Source organism: Trichocoleus sp. DQ-A1, assembly GCF_039961955.1.
Taxonomy (GTDB): Bacteria; Cyanobacteriota; Cyanobacteriia; order Cyanobacteriales; family FACHB-T130; genus FACHB-T130.
Map to the genome: position 1 here is coordinate 1 of NZ_JAMPKE010000020.1, position 17,474 is coordinate 17,474.

Here is a 17,474-nt window from a genome sequence, read left to right on the forward strand (position 1 = left end):
GTCTCGGTTGGTGCGAAAAACCTTGTCTTTCTCCAAATCGTTGGAGAATCACATTGGGGCAATCTGGTACTTTATCCACTACTACAACGCATCATTACGTGTTTAGCACTACCAAAAAAAATACTGCACCTGGCGTTGCTAGGTAGATTCCACTCGAATGGGAATCGCTGTAACTGAATGCATAATCAACATAAGTATTTTGTAGGCTCTGATTCAATTTATTATTAAAAATAGATAAGTTTCATGCCAATTTGTAGAGTTAAGACAAAAAAATTACTTATTTGCCAGCAATAGGGAGGAAATAGCAGTGTCACCAGAAAAGCCCAACCCCCCAGAGCGCATTCAACGCTGGAGGTTTCTTCAACTTTTTGGCTTGGCAAAGCGAAATCCTCTGATGATTTCACGCTGGGTCTTACGCTGGACGGTTCTCGGTACTGCTTGTGGCTTATTCGCTGGGTTGTACTGGAACGTTCTAGAGTTCTTGATTCACATCCTCAACCGGGTTGAGGGGCCGACTCTGCTGCTGGTGATGCCACTTGCCGGGTTGCTGATCGGCTTGGTGATTTATTTTTTAGGAAATCCTGGTGAAATTGCCGTACTTGTCGATAATATCCACTTTCGCGGCGGACGCCTGGATGCGACCAAAAATCCCTCAATGATTCTGGCATCCCTACTCAGCATATCCGCCGGGGGCAGCGCTGGCCCAGAAGCACCGCTGGTACAAGTCACCGGCTCGTTGGGAACTTGGGTTGCTGACCGTTTGGATTTGCAGGGAGAAGACCTGCGATCGATGAGTTTAGCAGCGATGGCGGCGGGTTTTACTGCTTTATTTGGCGCACCTCTTGGCGGTGCCATGTTTGCCTTAGAGATTTTGCACCATCAACACGTTTTGGAGTATTACGAAGCAATTCTGCCAGCGATTGTGGCGAGTTGCGCGAGTTATCTAGTTTTTGCGGCAATTACCAAGCTAGGGATTGGACCAACTTGGCATTTTCCCCAGTACACCCTCGACAACATTGATGATTTTGCGATGGCGATCCTGTACGGAGTGATTGGAGCCGTAGCCGGATGGCTGTTCATGAGCATTTTTCGAGGATGCGATCGCCTTTTAGCTCGAATTCCCGGCCCCATTTATGTACGGACGACTTTTGCTGGTTTAGGATTGGGCATTTTAGCGACTCTTTTCCCCCTCACCCGTTATTTTGGACACGAAGAGTTAGCAGAAGTCCTCGAGCGTGATTTTTCAATCGCTTTCTTGTTAACCCTAGCGATTGCCAAAATGGTGGCGATTTCCATTACGGTTACAGGTGGTTGGCGGGGTGGGTTTATCATCCCGATCTTTTTCACGGGTGCTTGTATCGGCAAAGCGATCGCTCTATTGATTCCGGGACTGAATCCTGCCCTTGCCATGATTTGCGTTATGGCGGCTTTTAATGCATCGGTAACGCGGACGCCCGTAAGTACAACTTTACTGTTGACGAAACTAACGAACATCAGTCCGTTAACGCCTGTCTTGTTTGCCAGTTTGATTGGCTTTTTTCTGGCTCCCAAAGCACCTCTGATTACGGCTCAACTCAAAACGCAGCAAGAAGCGATCGCTGAGTAACCAAAGTCAGTTAAAAGATGATTAATTACGGATGGTTTGGGGCGAATAGCAAAACGCATTACTAGCCACAAACGATTCGCCATTAATCATTAGGAATTAAGCCGGAACTAACGACCCAGAAAGACCAAAATGTGATAAAATTTTAATAGAATTTGTCATTATTTGGAATTAAGGCGGAAGTTATTGCAAGCCTTTGCATATTATCTGCCATTTTTCTATACTTTTGGAGCTTTTTCACAGTATGACCACTTCCCCGGAGCGGATTATCCCCACGGATTTAGGGAGCGAGATGTCCCGGTCTTACCTGGAATACGCGATGAGCGTAATTGTTGGTAGGGCACTCCCAGACGCTAGGGATGGTCTGAAACCTGTACACCGGCGGATTCTCTACGCCATGAATGAGCTGGGTCTTACCCACGATCGACCTTTCCGCAAATGTGCCCGTGTGGTGGGGGAAGTGCTGGGTAAATACCATCCTCACGGTGATACAGCGGTATACGACGCCCTAGTGCGGATGGCGCAGGATTTTTCCATGCGCGACCCGCTGATTAACGGACACGGCAACTTCGGCTCGGTGGACAACGATCCACCAGCAGCAATGCGATACACCGAATGCCGCTTGCAAGCCCTCACAGGGGTTGCCCTCCTCCAGGATATTGAAGCGGAAACAGTAGATTTTGGGGATAACTTCGATGGTTCCCAGCAAGAACCGCTGGTATTACCCGCACGCATTCCCCAGATGTTGCTCAATGGTTCTTCCGGGATTGCCGTGGGAATGGCAACGAACATTCCCCCGCATAATCTGGGAGAGTTAATCTCTGGATTGATCGCCTTGATCCACAATCCAGAAATTACTGACCTGGAGTTGATGCAGTATATTCCTGGCCCAGACTTTCCTACAGGCGGACAAATTCTGGGAGTTTCTGGGATTAAGGAAGCTTATACGACTGGACGCGGCTCGATTACAATGCGGGGCGTTGCCCAGATAGAAACCATTGAACATCGGGGGCGTCCTGACCGGGAAGCAATCATTATCACTCAGTTGCCTTACCAAACGAATAAGGCGGCGCTGATTGAGAAAATTGCCGAAATGGTGAATGAGAAGCGGTTAGAGGGAATTGCCGATATTCGGGATGAAAGCGATCGCGATGGCATGCGGATTGTCGTAGAACTCCGGCGAGACGCTTATCCCCGCGTTGTCTTGAATAACCTCTACAAGCAAACGCCCATCCAAGCAAACTTTGGGGCGAATATGCTGGCGCTAGTAAATGGGGAACCCCAGTTACTCAGTCTCAAGAAATTCCTCACCGTTTTCCTAGATTTCCGGATTGAGTGCATCACCCGTCGCACCCGCTACGAATTGCGGAAAGCAGAAGAGCGAGACCATATGCTGCAAGGGCTGCTGATTGCCCTGTTGCACCTGGATGCGATGATTGAGCTAATCCGCAGAGCCGCCGACACCCCAACCGCCAAAGCGGAAATGATGGAGACTTACGGGTTGTCTGAGTCGCAAGCGGATGCGATTTTGCAGATGCAGTTGCGACGACTGACAGCACTGGAAGCAGAAAAAATTCGCTTAGAACACGAAGAGTTACAAGCGCAAATTGCCGATTTGCAGGATATTTTGGCGAACAAAAGTCGCATCCTGGAAATCATTGAAAATGAAGTGTCGCAAATCAAAACCACCTTCGCAACACCGCGACGAACCACCATCGAACACGCGGAAGGTGAGATTGATGACACCGATTTAATTGCCAACGAAAAAGCCTTAATTCTGCTAACAGAGCAGGGTTATATCAAACGGATGCCAGTCAACACTTTCGAGGCGCAAAGCCGCAATACGAGAGGGAAGAAAGGCACTGGCATGAAAGAGGATGATGGCGTTGAGCATTTCCTCACCTGCTGCGACCACGATAGCGTTCTATTTTTTAGCGATCGCGGTGTCGTTTACTGCCTCAAGGCTTACCAAATCCCAGCTTCGTCTCGCACGGCGCGGGGTATCCCGATTGTGCAAATGCTGCCCATCCCGCGAGACGAAAAAATCACCTCCATCGTGCCGGTTACAGAGTTTACCAGCGATGAATATCTGGTGATGCTGACCAAGGGTGGTTACATCAAAAAGACAGAACTGTCTGCTTTCGGCAATATTCGGGCAAATGGCTTGATTGCGATTTCCCTGGAAGAAGGCGACCAGTTGCGGTGGGTGCGAAGAGCGAGAGCCGATGACAGCATCATCATCGGATCGCGACAAGGAATGGCAATTCACTTTAGAACCAATCACGAGCAACTGCGTCCCCTCGGTCGCGCCACGCGAGGCGTTCGGGCAATGGCTCTCCGCAATGCGGATGAGCTGATCAGCATGGATATCTTGCCAAGTCAGGTGGTTGCGAAGATCGTCGAGAGTGAGGAGTCGGAAGCAGCGGAAGCATTGGAAGCAACCAGTGAAGACGCCCCTATCACCAATGGTCAAGGGCCGTGGGTGTTGGCGATTACAATGGGTGGATACGGTAAGCGAATCCCGGTTTCCCAATTCCGCCTGCAAAATCGCGCCGGGATGGGGTTAGTCGCCACAAAGTTTCGGAAGCCGAAGGATCGACTCGCTGCATTGCGGGTGATCAATGAAGGCGATGAGCTAATGATGGTGACGAACCGAGGCATTATCATCCGTCAAGCAACCGATGCGATTTCCCTGCAATCCCGGATGGCAACTGGAGTCCGGGTGCAACGCCTGGATGAAGATGATGCGATCGCTGCTGTTGCATTAGTACCCCCCTCGACTGACTCGACTGACTCGACTGATGATGAGGAAGAAGTAGAGAATTAAAAATTAAAAATGCAAAATTAAAAATGAAGAAACTACCTTTTTTAATTTTTAATTCTGCATTTTTAATTTCTCTGGTAGGTGGCATCTTGATGGGGGTGACAACAGCTCCTATCCAAGCATGGCCCCTAGCTTGGATTGCCTTAGCCCCTCTGTGGATTTTAATCGTTAAAAAGGGAGAATTGAAGCTTAAAAAAGGAGGAGAAACTTCTTCATTTTTTAGTTTTAATTCTCCCTTTTTAATTGGTTTGGCGTGGGGGATTGGCTATCACGGCGTTGCTTTATCTTGGATTACCGGGATTCACCCGATGACATGGTTGGGGGTTCCCTGGCTGGCAAGTTTAGCGATCGCATTCTTTTGTTGGACTTTCATCACCCTTTGGGGAGCCGGATTAGTTGCAATTTGGGCAACTGGTATGGCTTTCCTCTGCAAGCCAGAAAGCAAAACATCTTCATCCTTTCTTCGTCTTTTGATTGGCGTTGCTTTGTGGTGCGGACTTGAAAGTCTTTGGGGTTCTGGATCGCTATGGTGGACTTCCCTTTCTTATACCCAAAGTCCTCACAATCTAGCTATTTTGCACCTTGGTAAAATCTCTGGCCCGAACACAGTAACCGCAGCAATTGTAGCCGTTAATGGCTTAATTGCCGAAGCATGGATTAACCGCAAACAACACATAAGACATAGAGAAGAAACAGATTTTTCCACTCCTTCCTCTGCGTCCTCTGCGCCTAAAGCGCTAACGCGCATGGCTTCGCTAGGGCGGTTCGTTCTTCATCCAGGTTATTTAAGCATTGCGGCTGGGTTATTAGTAGCGTTACATCTAATCGGATTTGGGCTGTATAGCCGTCCCTTGATTCAACCTCCCCAAACTGCATTAAAAGTAGGAATTATTCAAGGAAATATTCCCAATAAACTCAAATTCGATCCGATTGGCTGGCGTCGTGCAATCGAAGGCTATACCAGCGGCTACAAAACTTTAGCGGACGAGGGAGTTGATGCTGTTTTAATACCAGAAACAGCATTACCCGTCCAATGGACGCAACCCAGTTGGATTCGAGATTCTTTCTTACAAGCAATTTTGGATAAAGGTGTAGTTGCTTGGGTAGGAACCTTTGGGGAAGAGGGAAATGATTATACAAATAGTCTTTATACGATTACGGGTACTGGTGAAACTTTTAGTCGCTACGACAAAACCAAGTTAGTGCCTTTAGGGGAATTTATTCCCTTTGAAAAAGTTTTAGGGAAACTAATTGATAAACTTTCTCCTCTCGATGCTCACTTAATTCCTGGCAAAACAAATCAAATATTTGATACACCCTTTGGACGCGCCATTGTGGGTATTTGCTATGATTCCGCCTTTCCTGAACTGTTCCGGCGTCAGGCGGCTGCGGGTGGGGAATTTATCCTCACAGCGTCTAATGATGCCCATTACACCTCTTCAATGATGGCTCAGCATCACGCTCAAGATTTGATGCGGGCAATCGAAAGCGATCGCTGGGCTGTCCGCGCTACGAATACTGGATTTTCTGGCGTGATAGATCCTCACGGGAGAACCTTGTGGATATCTAAAATGAATACTTACCAGCTACACGTAGCCACAATTTATCGACGACAAACACAGACTTTATATGTGCGTTGGGGCGATTGGTTAACACCCGTTTTGTTGGTGTTGGGAGCGATCGCTTGGTTCTTCACTATCTTCTGGCGAGATAATCAGCGTGGAAGATGATGGCAACCCTACCGCTACCCGTTTATTTTTCGCTTAGTGTAGTCATAAAGAATAGCGATCGCTCCCTCCGTTAAAACCATCTTGGGATGGTAGATTAAATAACCTTGTTTGTAGAGACGCGATGAATCGCGTCTCTACAAACAAGAGCGATCGCACTCTCCCGTAGGAAAATGCGATCGCTCTATAGTATTGCCCGATGTTACTGGTTCAATGTTACTGGTTCATCTGCGTCCCACGGTTCATCTGCATTGGGGTCGTCTGTGTTCCAGGAGTCATCTGTGTCCCAGGAGTTGTCTGCATTCCCCGGTTCATCTGCATATTCGGGGTTGTCTGCGTCCCCTGGTTCATCTGCATCCCCCGGTTCATCTGCGTCCCTCGGTTCATCTGCGTCCCTCGGTTCATCTGCATCCCAGACATTCCAGGCATTCCAGGCATCGCATTGTCTGTCTCAGCCACCCTGGCACCTGTCATCGACGCAGCCATTTCTAAATGACCCTGCACCCTTGGCAAGATTTTGTTAGCAAATGCTTTTAGATCGGGATCTTGTCCCAGTCCAACTTGACGCTGGTACACTGCGGCACTTTCCAAGTGACCGTTCAGCCCGCCCTCCATCATATAGGCTTGGTCGAAGCTCTTTCCAGACAACTGCTGAAGCCGCATCATTGCCGCTTCATACTTTGGCCCCGGAGTGGTTGGAGGCGTGACTCCCTTCTGAGCCGCTAACTGCATCAGCTCTTGGTTCGCCCGTGTATGCTCCTGAATCATCTGCTGCGCGAACTGCTTTACATTCGGGTCGGTTGACTTTTCTAACGCCAGTTGCCCAAGTTGTACTTCTGCCATTCCCCCGTGGGCGGCGTCCATAATAAACTGCCTATCTAGGGCAGTCAACTGGCTGTTGCGTGATGGCGTTGCCTGTCGGTTTGACGGCGTTGCCGGTCGGGTTGATGGCGTTACGGGGCGGGTGGTCTGAGCTACGGCTGAGAAGCCCAGAGACGTAAATAATCCAACTGCTACAAGGGCAGCAGTTGCTGTTGTTCGTTTCATCATGGTTAAATCTCCAGGAAATGCTTTTGTTTGCTAGGGCTGACCGTAGGTTCGTTAGCCAAAAAAGAGCTAACAAATTCAGGAAAGTCTTGATGCACTAAATTTTTTTTCTCAACTCAGCGATCATTTACATCTGAGCAGGTATACATCTACTAATACTGCTTAATCTTTCTTCAACTACCTCTCTCTTTAGATATGTTTGCTTACCGAGAGAGCTAATCGTATCAATTCCTTCTTTAAAACCCTACTTGCTGCTAAAGATTACTTTGTAGCTTCACTGGAAATTCCAAAAAACATATTACAGCGCCGTGTCTATCAGATGCGATCTCTAGCTTGCTCTAAATTGCAACTAAATCTCGATCGATATTTGTTTTTTAGAATAAAAATGAATGCAATCTATTTTTGTTCGGTTTTATACAGGATAATGAAATTAAAAACTAGGCTAAAGTAAGGGATTTTCAGAACTAAAAACATCTCATTAGGTAGAGGCTTATTCAGCGAGTCCTTAGGAAATTAGGATTTATTCGCAGCGCTACTGCAATCAAAATCCGAAGCACTACCAATAGCGGGAATTAGCTGCACTGCTAGCTATAGAAAAGTGCAGATGCTGACTTGAATCGCCATCTAATTCAACAGGGGGATTCGAGTAGAGGAATATTTATCGCCTTTTCGGGATAGGCTAGAGCGATCGCTTGTTCTGACTGCCGCCAGAAAAGCTTGCAATGAACAATTTGAGAGTGGTAGCGTCGGAGAGCTAGCTAGATATACGTAGAAGCTGAAACGTCTAAACATGAAGCGATCGCTCCTTAGCCTGACTCTAGGCTTAACATTGCTAGAATCATTCACTCCAATTGCTTTGGCAGCACCCCCTAGAAACCCAGATCAAACAGTGGAGTGTGAAATCTTGGTCGTTGGAGGGGGACTCTCCGGTGCGGCGACTGCCTACGAAGGCTTATTGGCGGGGCGAACCGTTTGCCTCACGGAAATTACCGACTGGGTAGGAGGACAAATTTCCGCACAGGGAACTTCCGCACTGGATGAACGCCCTACCCAACGGCAAAAGCTGTTATATTCTCGCGGCTACCTGGACTTGCGACAGCGAATCAATCGCAAATATGGAGAACTCAATCCTGGCGATTGTTGGGTTAGTGAATCCTGCTTTCTTCCCCGCGATGCTCACAAACTGCTGTACGACCAATTGCAAGATGCTGCCAAAAGAGGCAGAGGCAAGCTGAAATGGTTTCCCTCGACGGTAATCAAAGAACTGAATATCGACCAAGCGGGCAATTTGATTCAAGGTGCGATCGCTATCCAGCATCGCCCAGCTAAAGGCGCATCCCCTCTCAACACCTTGCCGCTATCGCGAACGATTGAGGATTCTTATCGCTACGAGAACTCGCCTCAGTTTGAAAAAAGCATTGTGCGTTTTGTACCCCAGCCAGCGAAAAAGCCAGCACCTGGAAATGCCCCAAATTGGTACGTCGTTGACGCCTCAGAAACCGGCGAACTGATTGCCCTGGCTGACGTTCCTTACCGGCTAGGGATTGACCCCCGTTCTTACCTGGAACCCTCTTCTTCGAGTGAAACGGGCGATCGCTATTGCACCCAAGGCTTTACCTACACCTTTGCAATGGAGGCAACCCAAAAACCGCAAACCCATACCCCGCCACCGTTCTATTCTCAATATGAACCCTACTACAGCTATGAATTAAAGCGACTGGCGGACTTTGGGCTAGTCTTCACCTACCGACGCATTTGGAGTCCTAAAGCTGGAGAAACAACCAAATTCGGGGGTCTTTCCTATACGGGGCCCACTCCCGGCGACATCTCCATGCAGAACTGGACTTGGGGCAACGACTACCGCCCCGGAAACGCCGAAGATAACTTAGTTTACACTCGCGACCAGTTGCAAGCCGCTGGACAGCTACAGCCTGGAGAATGGATGGGAGGATTGCGAACCGAAACCCTCCGCAAAGGCGAGGAAAACGCGCTGGGATATTTTCACTGGCTGGTTGCTGGAACCACCGACTCTCAACTTGGCCCAGGAGTTAAGCAGGCGAAACCCAATAACCGTTACCTGAGTGGGTTAGATTCCCCAATGGGAACGGTGCATGGGTTATCTAAGTATCCTTATATGCGGGAAGGACGGCGAATTATTGGACGCCCCACCTTGGCTTATCCTCAAGGTTTTAGCATTTGGGAAATTGATATTTCTCGCCGTAACTACAAAGACGACTACTACCGTCAAACATTGTCACCAGATACCTATCGGAGACTACAGGCATCGCTTGCAGGACTGGAAGTAGCGTCTGTACTGAGCGGCACCAAGCCGCCGGAACAAGTCATGCGGCGCACTCGTTCCACCATCTATCCCGACGCTGTGGGGATTGGTCACTATGCCATTGACTTCCATCCTTGCATGACCCAAAGCCCCGCAGAAGCTCCAGGAAACACCGAACGGGAAGGTGAACGACGGGGTGCAGGTCAAGCTTATCCGTTCCAAATCCCTCTCAGAGCGATGATTCCCCAAAAAATCAACAATATGCTAGTGGCAGGGAAAAGTATTGCGACCAGTCATATTGCCGCCGCTGCCTATCGAGTGCATTCCTTTGAATGGTCAGCGGGGGCTGCTGCTGGAACGACAGCCGCTTTTGCCTTAGAAAATGCGATCGCGCCTTATCAGCTAGTGGATGAACTGCCACGCGCCGAACCACAACTAGAAGCGCTGAAACGTCGATTGGATAAGAATAACAATCCGACTGTCTTTCCAGACACCTCAATTTTCAACCAGAATTGGGAAGATTGGAAGTGATATTTGTGAATTGGGAATGGCTAATTGGCTAGCCATTCCCGATTCGCAATGACTACTTTGCTGGCTTCTCTAGCGACCAAATAGGAAGTTTATTCACCTCTTGGAGGGTTAACTCTACATAAGTCATGTCCTCCGGCTTAGCAACTTCTAGACCAAAATAACCTTCAGGGCCATCGTGAGCGTGGGAGCCGCTGCTCCTGGCTGAATAACGCCCTTGCAAACGAGCTTGATTAAATTGGGAACTCACGTTCCACAGCCACCGAGAGGGGAAGACAATCCCGCCGAGATCCTCAACCCAGTCTCGACTCCCTCGCAGGTGATAGAAACGAGCCGCCTGAAAGCCCGACCTCCCATTAAAGACCCCACCCACAGAGACGATAGTGATTTTTGGATGTAGCCATTGGTTAAGATAGGGAGCCGCACCCAAGGCAACTTGTACGCCACCACTCGTTCCAACGAGAATGATGTCAAGCGGTTGACCCCCTTTACGGGAAATGGGCTGCCCACTATTCATCCGCTCGATGATGGCATTGGCAATCCCCTGATTATAAATAGAGCCATAGCGAGGATCGGCGGAAATCGCAAATCGCCAGAGATTGCGGATTTTGATCAGCACGCTGGCGATTCCCATCCCACCATTTCGATTCGCAAAGTGCCATACGGGACTTAATAACCGCTGTCCTCCTAGACCCTTGTTCTCGGCTGAGTATGGGAAAACATCTCCTACGGCTACGCAATTAGGATGACTCTCAACAATCCGGTCTAAAAAGACTTCTTCTCCAGGTGTTAATTCATTGGCAGAAAAATCTCCCACTCCTGTCAAAAAGACAATGTAACAATTGATTTGGGAGGATTTGGAGTCAGGATTTGAGTTATTGTTGGGTGGCAAGATCGAGCTTTGGTTTTTCTTCAAACCTAAAGTTTCTGCTCCTTGTTCCAGCCACCATACTACAGTCCCGACTGGCGAAGTAATACCCCAGATGATGAGTATAAAGACCGCTAGGAGCAACAGCTTCAAGGTTCCCCCTCGAAGCCATACAAGTATCCGCCAAATCAATCGCAGCATTCAAGAATATCTAGTTGCTTACTGTTACTGTCTTAACGTCAATTAATTTCGGTCAGGAAGTGAATTTTTTTGGTGGTTGGCTCCCTGAGGCATCCCTGACGCAGTATCCTATCCAAAGTTGTCATCAATCGTGAGTAGTAAGGATTCAACGTGAGCAGCGAGGAATCAAAAGTAAGCTTGGGCACGACCCTTTGGAATGCACTTGCTTTAGATGGAAATTTTTATGAAAATGCTCGAAATACGCCTAAAACCTATCGAATTGCCCAAACTATTGTGATTTTAGCAGCACTGTCCCATGCTTTGGGTAGTGCTGTTATTTTATTAATTAACCTGGCAACGCTGCCCGTAATGCTGCTGGCGCTTCTGATTGATGGGATGAGCATTGTGGGAGGCTACTATTTCTGGACGCTTACCATTTGGAAGATTGGGGAGTGGCGAAAACCAAATCACGTTACCTATAGGGATTTGATGATTCCGATTGGCTTTGCCTATGCTCCGCAAGTGCTGAATTTCTTAACGCTGATTCCTTTGTTCGGACAACCACTTGAGCGGGTGCTAGCCGTTTGGAGTTTGCTGGCTGTGATTGTAGCAGTCCGCCAAGGGTTAGATATCAGCACTCGCAATTCGGCGTTAATTTGTTTGGTAGGATGGCCTTTGGTACAGCTGGCGGTTGGATTTATACAACGCTTTGAACAATTCCTGGTAGAGGGTTTCTAGGTTTTGTTGACATTTTGCCAAAACTTTGCACCAAATCCCGCTCTGGTTTTGCTTGGTTGTCACAGGAAACGAAGATGATTCTGACTTAACCTGTTACTTTCGGGGATTCAGGATTGTTAAAATAGAGCAAAATACTTGTAAATTAATTTTGTTAAGGTCTTTTCGCAATCTGCCTTATGACTAGGAGACTTTCAGCCGCTGTTGGCGCGATCGCCTCCGGTATCACTTTACCGACCGCCGCTGCACCGATTCAAGCTCCTGTTCAGACTCCTGAACGATCTAGTCAAGTTGTCCGCAAGTTATATCCTAATTACAAAGTGATCGTGTTGGACGATGATTTCAATACGTTTGAACACGTTCACGAGTGTTTGGTGAAATATATCCCTGACATGACAAGCGATCTCGCTTGGGAACACACCTACCAAATCCACTTTGAAGGTCAAGCGATTGTTTGGGTGGGTCCCCAAGAGCAAGCAGAACTTTACCACGAGCAACTCAGCCGCGCTGGGTTGACAATGGCTCCTCTAGAGGCGGCTTAAAAAAGTTATGAGTGTGAGTTAGCATTCTTAATTCAAAACTCAACACTCATAACTCATAACTTTCCGATTTCCTACGCGGTTACGGTTGCCATTGCCCGTTCAACGGCTTGCAGCGCTTGGTTTACCTCTTCAGCAGAGACAATCAGCGGCGGCACAAATCGAATCACTTTGGGACCAGCAGGTACCAACAATAGGCCGTCGGCGATCGCTGCTTTAACGACATCGGCTGAAGTTAAATCAATCTCTGCCTTCAACTCCATCCCATTGATTAAACCCCAGCCACGCACTTCACTAATTTGGTCGGGATATTTAGATGCGATCGCACTCAATCCAGCTCGTAATTGTTCGCCGCGATCTTGTACATTTTGCAGAATATTATCCCGTTCTAGCGTCTGACAGACGGTTAACGCAGCCGCACAGGCAAAAGGATTGCCGCCATAAGTGCTAGCATGATCTCCCGGCTGAAAAACATCACAATGTTTCTTGCACAAGGTTGCACCGATGGGAATGCCACCGCCTAATCCCTTGGCAGACGTGAAGATATCCGGCTCAATTCCCAAATTCTCGTATCCCCAGAACTTGCCGCTGCGACCCATGCCAACTTGCACTTCATCTAAAATTAGCAAGATGTCGTTGTCATCGCAGATTTTCCGCAATTCTTGGAAGTATTTGACATCGCCGGGACGCACACCGCCTTCTCCCTGCAAGGCTTCCAGCATAATTGCGGTGACGCCTTGATCGCCTTCGTCGAGGGTAGCGATCGCATTCTTGATCGCCCCAATATCGTTGTAAGGTACATAGTAAAAACCAGGCATCAACGGGGCAAAATTTTTCTGGTACTTCGGTTGACCTGTAGCGGTAATCGTCGCCAACGTGCGCCCGTGGAAGCTGGCGTGAGCCGTCAAAATAATCGGCTTTTCGATCCCTTTGACCGTGTGGGCATATTTCCGAGCCAGTTTGATTGCCCCTTCGTTTGCCTCAGCACCGGAATTGCAGAAAAATGCCCGATCCGCGCAGGAATGGTCGATCAACCATTTTGCCAATTCCCCTTGTACCGGGATGTAATACAAGTTAGAGACATGGTGCAGCGTCTGGATTTGGCGAGTTACGGTTTCCACCAAAGCTGGGTGAGCGTGTCCGAGGGTACAAGTGGCAATCCCGGCAACAAAGTCCAGATATTCGCGCCCCTCGCTATCCCACAGGCGGCAACCCGCACCCCGTTCTAAAGCTAGGGGATAGCGCCCGTAGGTACTCATCACCGAGGCGTCAAAACCTTCTGGGTCATACGGAACGGACACGCCTGACTCTGCCGGAATTGAGGGATTTTCAACCAGAGTTTCTAGACTCACTGCTTACTCCTGAAATTTTTTATCCTTATTTGGCAATCTTAAAGGGAATTTTCAAAAAGTTCTGTTTAAAGGGAACTATAAACCCTGAGAAAACAGAAACAGCCTTACTTGCGAAAGGTTAGCTGAGGCGGTTAACATCGTCCACGCGACTCCAGGTTGAGTCTAAGATTGACCGCGAGCATTGCACTTGATCCAATCGGCTCGTCTGACAGGATGATTTTGGGAAAGTTTAAGTTGCGATCGCTCCTCATTTTTGTTTGTCCCAATCAGCTAAATCAGATGATGCATCTTTTGTCCTTAGCAAAACTCCCCGTCTGGTGCTTTCCGCAGCCGTTTGTTCTCGGTAATCTTAACCAAACAAACCAGCAGCCTCAAGCAAACATTGCAGAGTTAGTCCCAATTCTGATTATTCTCCTGCTAATTGCCACAGTTGTTGCCCTGGTGACACAGCGGCTTCGCGTTCCCTATGTCACGGGTTTAGTGTTGGCAGGTTTACCAATCACGGAACTCTTTTCTCGCCGGATTGGACTCGATCCTTCCTTAGTATTGAATCTTTTCCTGCCAATTCTCATCTTTGAAGCTGGCATCAATACAGATGTTAGCCGTCTCCGAAGCACGTTTAAACCAATTGCCCTTTTAGCGGGTCCAGGGGCGATACTTTCCTCGGCGATTATTGCCGTTCTGTTGAAATTTGGGCTAGGGCTAGATTGGATACCGGCGCTACTAATTGGAGTTATTCTCGCAAACACTGATACGGTTTCCATGATTGCCGTTTTTAAGGAGATACCTGTACCCTCCCGGCTTTCCACGATCGTTGAAGGAGAAACCCTCTTCAACGATGCTGCCGCCCTAGTTTCATTTAACCTGATTCTGACAGTGTATTCGACAGGTTCGCTCACAGTATTAGAAGGAATCCAACAACTATTATTTGTTGCCGTGGGAGGCAGTCTCGTTGGCTTAGTCTTGGGCTATTTAAGCATCCCTGTATTTCTTCGTTTACACGATCCCCTTAGCAGTCTCTTGCTAACCGTTGCAGTTGCATTAGGAACCTTTCAAATCGGGCAATCTTTAGGGGTATCCGGTGCTGTGGCTGTGGTTGTAGCTGGATTAATTTTCGGGAACGTTGGGCTTTCTCGCAGCACGTCTGCTTCCGATCGGATCGCGTTGTTAAGTTTTTGGGACTATGCCAGTTTTGCAGTCAATACCTTTATTTTTCTGCTGATTGGTGTAGAAATAAACCCGGTGACGTTCTGGAGGACTTTGCCAGCGGTTCTGCTTGCCGTTTTGGCTTACCAAATTGCGCGAGTTATTACTGTTTATCCGCTATTGGCTGGGGTGCGTTGGTTTGACCGTCCGATTCCATTGCGCTGGCAGCACGTCCTGTTTTTAGGTAATATCAAAGGCTCTCTTTCAATGGCTCTTGCCCTCAGTCTACCTACAACACTACCGGGGCGAGAGCAGTTGATCGCCTTAGTGTTTGGTGCGGTGTTGTTATCTCTCGTAGGGCAGGGCGTAAGTTTACCTTGGTTTGTACGCCGGTTGCAACTCTCTCGCTTCTCAGATTCTCGCCAACAAATTGAGGAATTGCAGGCTCAGTTAATTGCTTCTAAGGCAGCTCAAGATGAATTGGATAGTCTATTGAAAAAAGGGGTTTTGCCAAAAAGTGTTTATGAAGAAATGCGAGCCGTTTATCAGGTTCAAGTTGCCGGGGCAGAAAAAGCGCTGCGGAATCTTTATAATCGTCGTCCGGGACAATTAGTTGAAGGCGATCGCTCAAAACTTGACGCCATTAGACGACGATTACTCTTGGCAGAAAAAGGGGCGCTAAATGAGGCGATCCGGCAGCGAATTCTCTCTGAGGAAATTGTGCAAGGGCGAATAAAAACAATTGATGAACAACTGATGAAACTAGAGGATGATTAGGCACAACCATTAATAAAATCAATGGCTTGATGTAATGACCCTGGCTTCGTCACCATTAATATCGTCGCTCCTGGCTCTAATACTGTACTTCCGTTGGGAATTTCTAAATCCATGTGGGGATGGGATTGATAACCAATAATTAAAGAGCCTGTAGGAAATTGGGGTTCTTGAGCGATTTCAGCAACGGTAAGACCGACAACATAGCACTTTTGGGGAATCGAGAGTTTTAAAACTTCAATTTGACCCTGCTCAAAATGCATCATTGATTCTACTTGCGGATACTCAATCGCATTCACCATTGTAGAAACTCCCAAATCAACGGTACTGATGATATGAGAAGCCCCAACAATGCGTAGGGGTTCGGCAAAATCACGGTGGCGCACTCGACTCACAATATGGGAAACGCCGTAGTGTTTAGCAAGCGTGACCATTGCTAGATTTAAGGCATCATGACGGAGAACGGCTGCGACGGCATCAGCTTTGTGAATCCCGGCTTCTAGCAGCACCTCGGTACTGACAGCACTGCCTTCAAATGCCATTGCGCCGACTTGTTCGCGGACATACCGGCAAGCACTTGGATCGATATCAATTACGGCGACGGTATGCCCCAGGTCTACCAGCCGTTGCGCTAAATCCAACCCAACAAGTCCGGCTCCACCAATGAGTACAAACATAGCTGTCTCTCTAAGAATATTGACTCTGTGCTTCACTTTACAAGTCGAGAGCGGTTATCCTGCGAGGGTATCCTCCACATTTTTTTCTAAAATTGACTTAGGTGACTACAGGCAGTGTAAGCAACGATCGGACAGCACTTGAGCAAAAATATGAACGCCTTCGTCAAGAGTTGATTGGCGGTGCGATCGCACTCTTTGGTGTCGCCCTGCTCGGCACTTTATGGTACAAGCTGGTGGAGGGTTGGTCGTGGTCAGATGCAGCCTATATGACTGTGATCACGCTAGCAACTGTGGGGTATGGAGAAACTAATCCGCTGGGTAATCGCGGTCGCTTGTTTACGATCGCCCTGATTTTAACAGGTGTGGTCAGCATCGGTTACATCGTCAATCGGTTTACAGAAGCCCTGATTCAAGGCTACTTTCAAGAGGGAGGACGACTGAGGCAGCGGCGGCGTTTGGTAGATTCTTTAAACGAACACTATATCCTTTGTGGATTTGGACGCACCGGGCGTCAGATTGCCAAAGAGTTTAAGGCGGAAGGCATTTCGTTTGTGACCATAGACTCTCAGGTGGAGCCGGTAGAGGAGGCGCTACAGTTGGGTTATATCGCGGTGCAAGGCGATGCGACGCTGGATGACACGCTTCACAGGGTAGCGATTGAACGGGCGATTTGTCTGGTGGCGGCGCTACCTTCGGATGCAGAAAATCTCTATACGGTGATTTCGGCGAAAACGCTTAATCCAAACATTCGAGCGATCGCGCGGGCAAGTACAGAAGAAGCGGTGCAAAAAATGCAACGCGCCGGTGCTGATGCCGTGGTTTCCCCCTATATTACTGGCGGCAGGCGCATGGCAGCAGCAGCGCTTAGACCCCAGGTGATGGACTTTGTGGATGGTATCCTCACGGGAACCGATCGAGCTTTTTATATGGAAGAGTTCCTGATCGATCCTCAAAGTTGTCCCGTTGTGAGACAAAGCCTAAGAGAAGCCCGGTTGCGATCGCAATCGGGCGCTTTAGTTCTCGCCATTCGTCGCGCCGATGGCACCCTCATCGGGGGTCCCACGGGAGAAACTCAATTACTGGCGGGAGATTTGCTCATTTGCATGGGTACAGCAGAACAACTGCGAATCCTCAGCCAAATCCTCATTCCCATTAGTTCTGGGAAGCTGCGTCCGCCCAAGCATACCTAACCC

At 48.4% G+C, this 17,474-nt stretch carries 12 protein-coding genes and 1 pseudogene; 9 read left to right on the forward strand and 4 right to left on the reverse strand.

Features of this window, described 5'->3' with window-relative positions:
• From NDI33_RS18155 to lnt, 4 genes and pseudogenes are all read left to right on the forward strand, one after another.
• A pseudogene (locus tag NDI33_RS18155) lies at window positions 1-106 on the forward strand (IS1 family transposase); the annotation flags it as partial.
• Window positions 107-307: 201 nt separating this feature from the next.
• Window positions 308-1,606 carry a chloride channel protein gene (locus tag NDI33_RS18160; protein ID WP_347275912.1) on the forward strand — a complete coding sequence of 433 codons (1,299 nt, stop codon included), beginning with the start codon at window positions 308-310 and terminating at the stop codon, window positions 1,604-1,606.
• 241 nt (window positions 1,607-1,847) lie between these two features.
• Complete coding sequence (gene gyrA / locus NDI33_RS18165) at window positions 1,848-4,430, forward strand: DNA gyrase subunit A (RefSeq protein WP_190676376.1); 2,583 nt, start codon at window positions 1,848-1,850, stop codon at window positions 4,428-4,430.
• A gap of 23 nt (window positions 4,431-4,453) precedes the next feature.
• Entirely contained in the window at window positions 4,454-6,157 is a 1,704-nt protein-coding gene (gene lnt / locus NDI33_RS18170) for an apolipoprotein N-acyltransferase (protein ID WP_190667480.1), read from the forward strand.
• A 213-nt stretch (window positions 6,158-6,370) separates the two neighbouring features.
• Here the strand turns inward: lnt and NDI33_RS18175 are convergent, their stop codons facing one another.
• Entirely contained in the window at window positions 6,371-7,204 is an 834-nt protein-coding gene (locus NDI33_RS18175) for a DUF4142 domain-containing protein (protein ID WP_242030467.1), read from the reverse strand.
• 787 nt (window positions 7,205-7,991) lie between these two features.
• Between NDI33_RS18175 and NDI33_RS18180 the strand changes: the two genes are divergently transcribed.
• A complete protein-coding gene (locus NDI33_RS18180; RefSeq protein ID WP_190676378.1) occupies window positions 7,992-10,013 on the forward strand; it encodes an FAD-dependent oxidoreductase in 2,022 nt (673 codons plus the stop codon).
• Between the two features lie 52 nt (window positions 10,014-10,065).
• Here the strand turns inward: NDI33_RS18180 and NDI33_RS18185 are convergent, their stop codons facing one another.
• Window positions 10,066-11,079, reverse strand: a complete 1,014-nt coding sequence (locus NDI33_RS18185) for a hypothetical protein (RefSeq protein WP_190676380.1) — start codon at window positions 11,077-11,079, stop codon at window positions 10,066-10,068.
• Between the two features lie 150 nt (window positions 11,080-11,229).
• Between NDI33_RS18185 and NDI33_RS18190 the strand changes: the two genes are divergently transcribed.
• Entirely contained in the window at window positions 11,230-11,796 is a 567-nt protein-coding gene (locus NDI33_RS18190) for a hypothetical protein (RefSeq protein WP_190414457.1), read from the forward strand.
• 176 nt (window positions 11,797-11,972) lie between these two features.
• Window positions 11,973-12,335 carry an ATP-dependent Clp protease adapter ClpS gene (gene clpS / locus NDI33_RS18195; protein WP_190414456.1) on the forward strand — a complete coding sequence of 121 codons (363 nt, stop codon included), beginning with the start codon at window positions 11,973-11,975 and terminating at the stop codon, window positions 12,333-12,335.
• 71 nt (window positions 12,336-12,406) lie between these two features.
• On the opposite strand, the gene NDI33_RS18200 is transcribed toward clpS, so the two are convergent.
• Complete coding sequence (locus NDI33_RS18200) at window positions 12,407-13,684, reverse strand: acetylornithine/succinylornithine family transaminase (RefSeq protein ID WP_190676382.1); 1,278 nt, start codon at window positions 13,682-13,684, stop codon at window positions 12,407-12,409.
• 282 nt (window positions 13,685-13,966) lie between these two features.
• Here NDI33_RS18200 and NDI33_RS18205 point away from each other — a divergent pair, with 282 nt between their 5' ends.
• Window positions 13,967-15,607, forward strand: a complete 1,641-nt coding sequence (locus NDI33_RS18205; RefSeq protein WP_190676474.1) for a sodium:proton antiporter — start codon at window positions 13,967-13,969, stop codon at window positions 15,605-15,607.
• Here the strand turns inward: NDI33_RS18205 and NDI33_RS18210 are convergent.
• Window positions 15,604-16,281, reverse strand: a complete 678-nt coding sequence (locus tag NDI33_RS18210; RefSeq protein ID WP_190414454.1) for a TrkA family potassium uptake protein — start codon at window positions 16,279-16,281, stop codon at window positions 15,604-15,606. The genes NDI33_RS18205 and NDI33_RS18210 overlap by 4 nt on opposite strands.
• Before the next feature lie 101 nt (window positions 16,282-16,382).
• Here NDI33_RS18210 and NDI33_RS18215 point away from each other — a divergent pair, with 101 nt between their 5' ends.
• Window positions 16,383-17,471 carry an NAD-binding protein gene (locus NDI33_RS18215; protein ID WP_190429967.1) on the forward strand — a complete coding sequence of 363 codons (1,089 nt, stop codon included), beginning with the start codon at window positions 16,383-16,385 and terminating at the stop codon, window positions 17,469-17,471.
• Window positions 17,472-17,474: the final 3 nt, after the last annotated feature.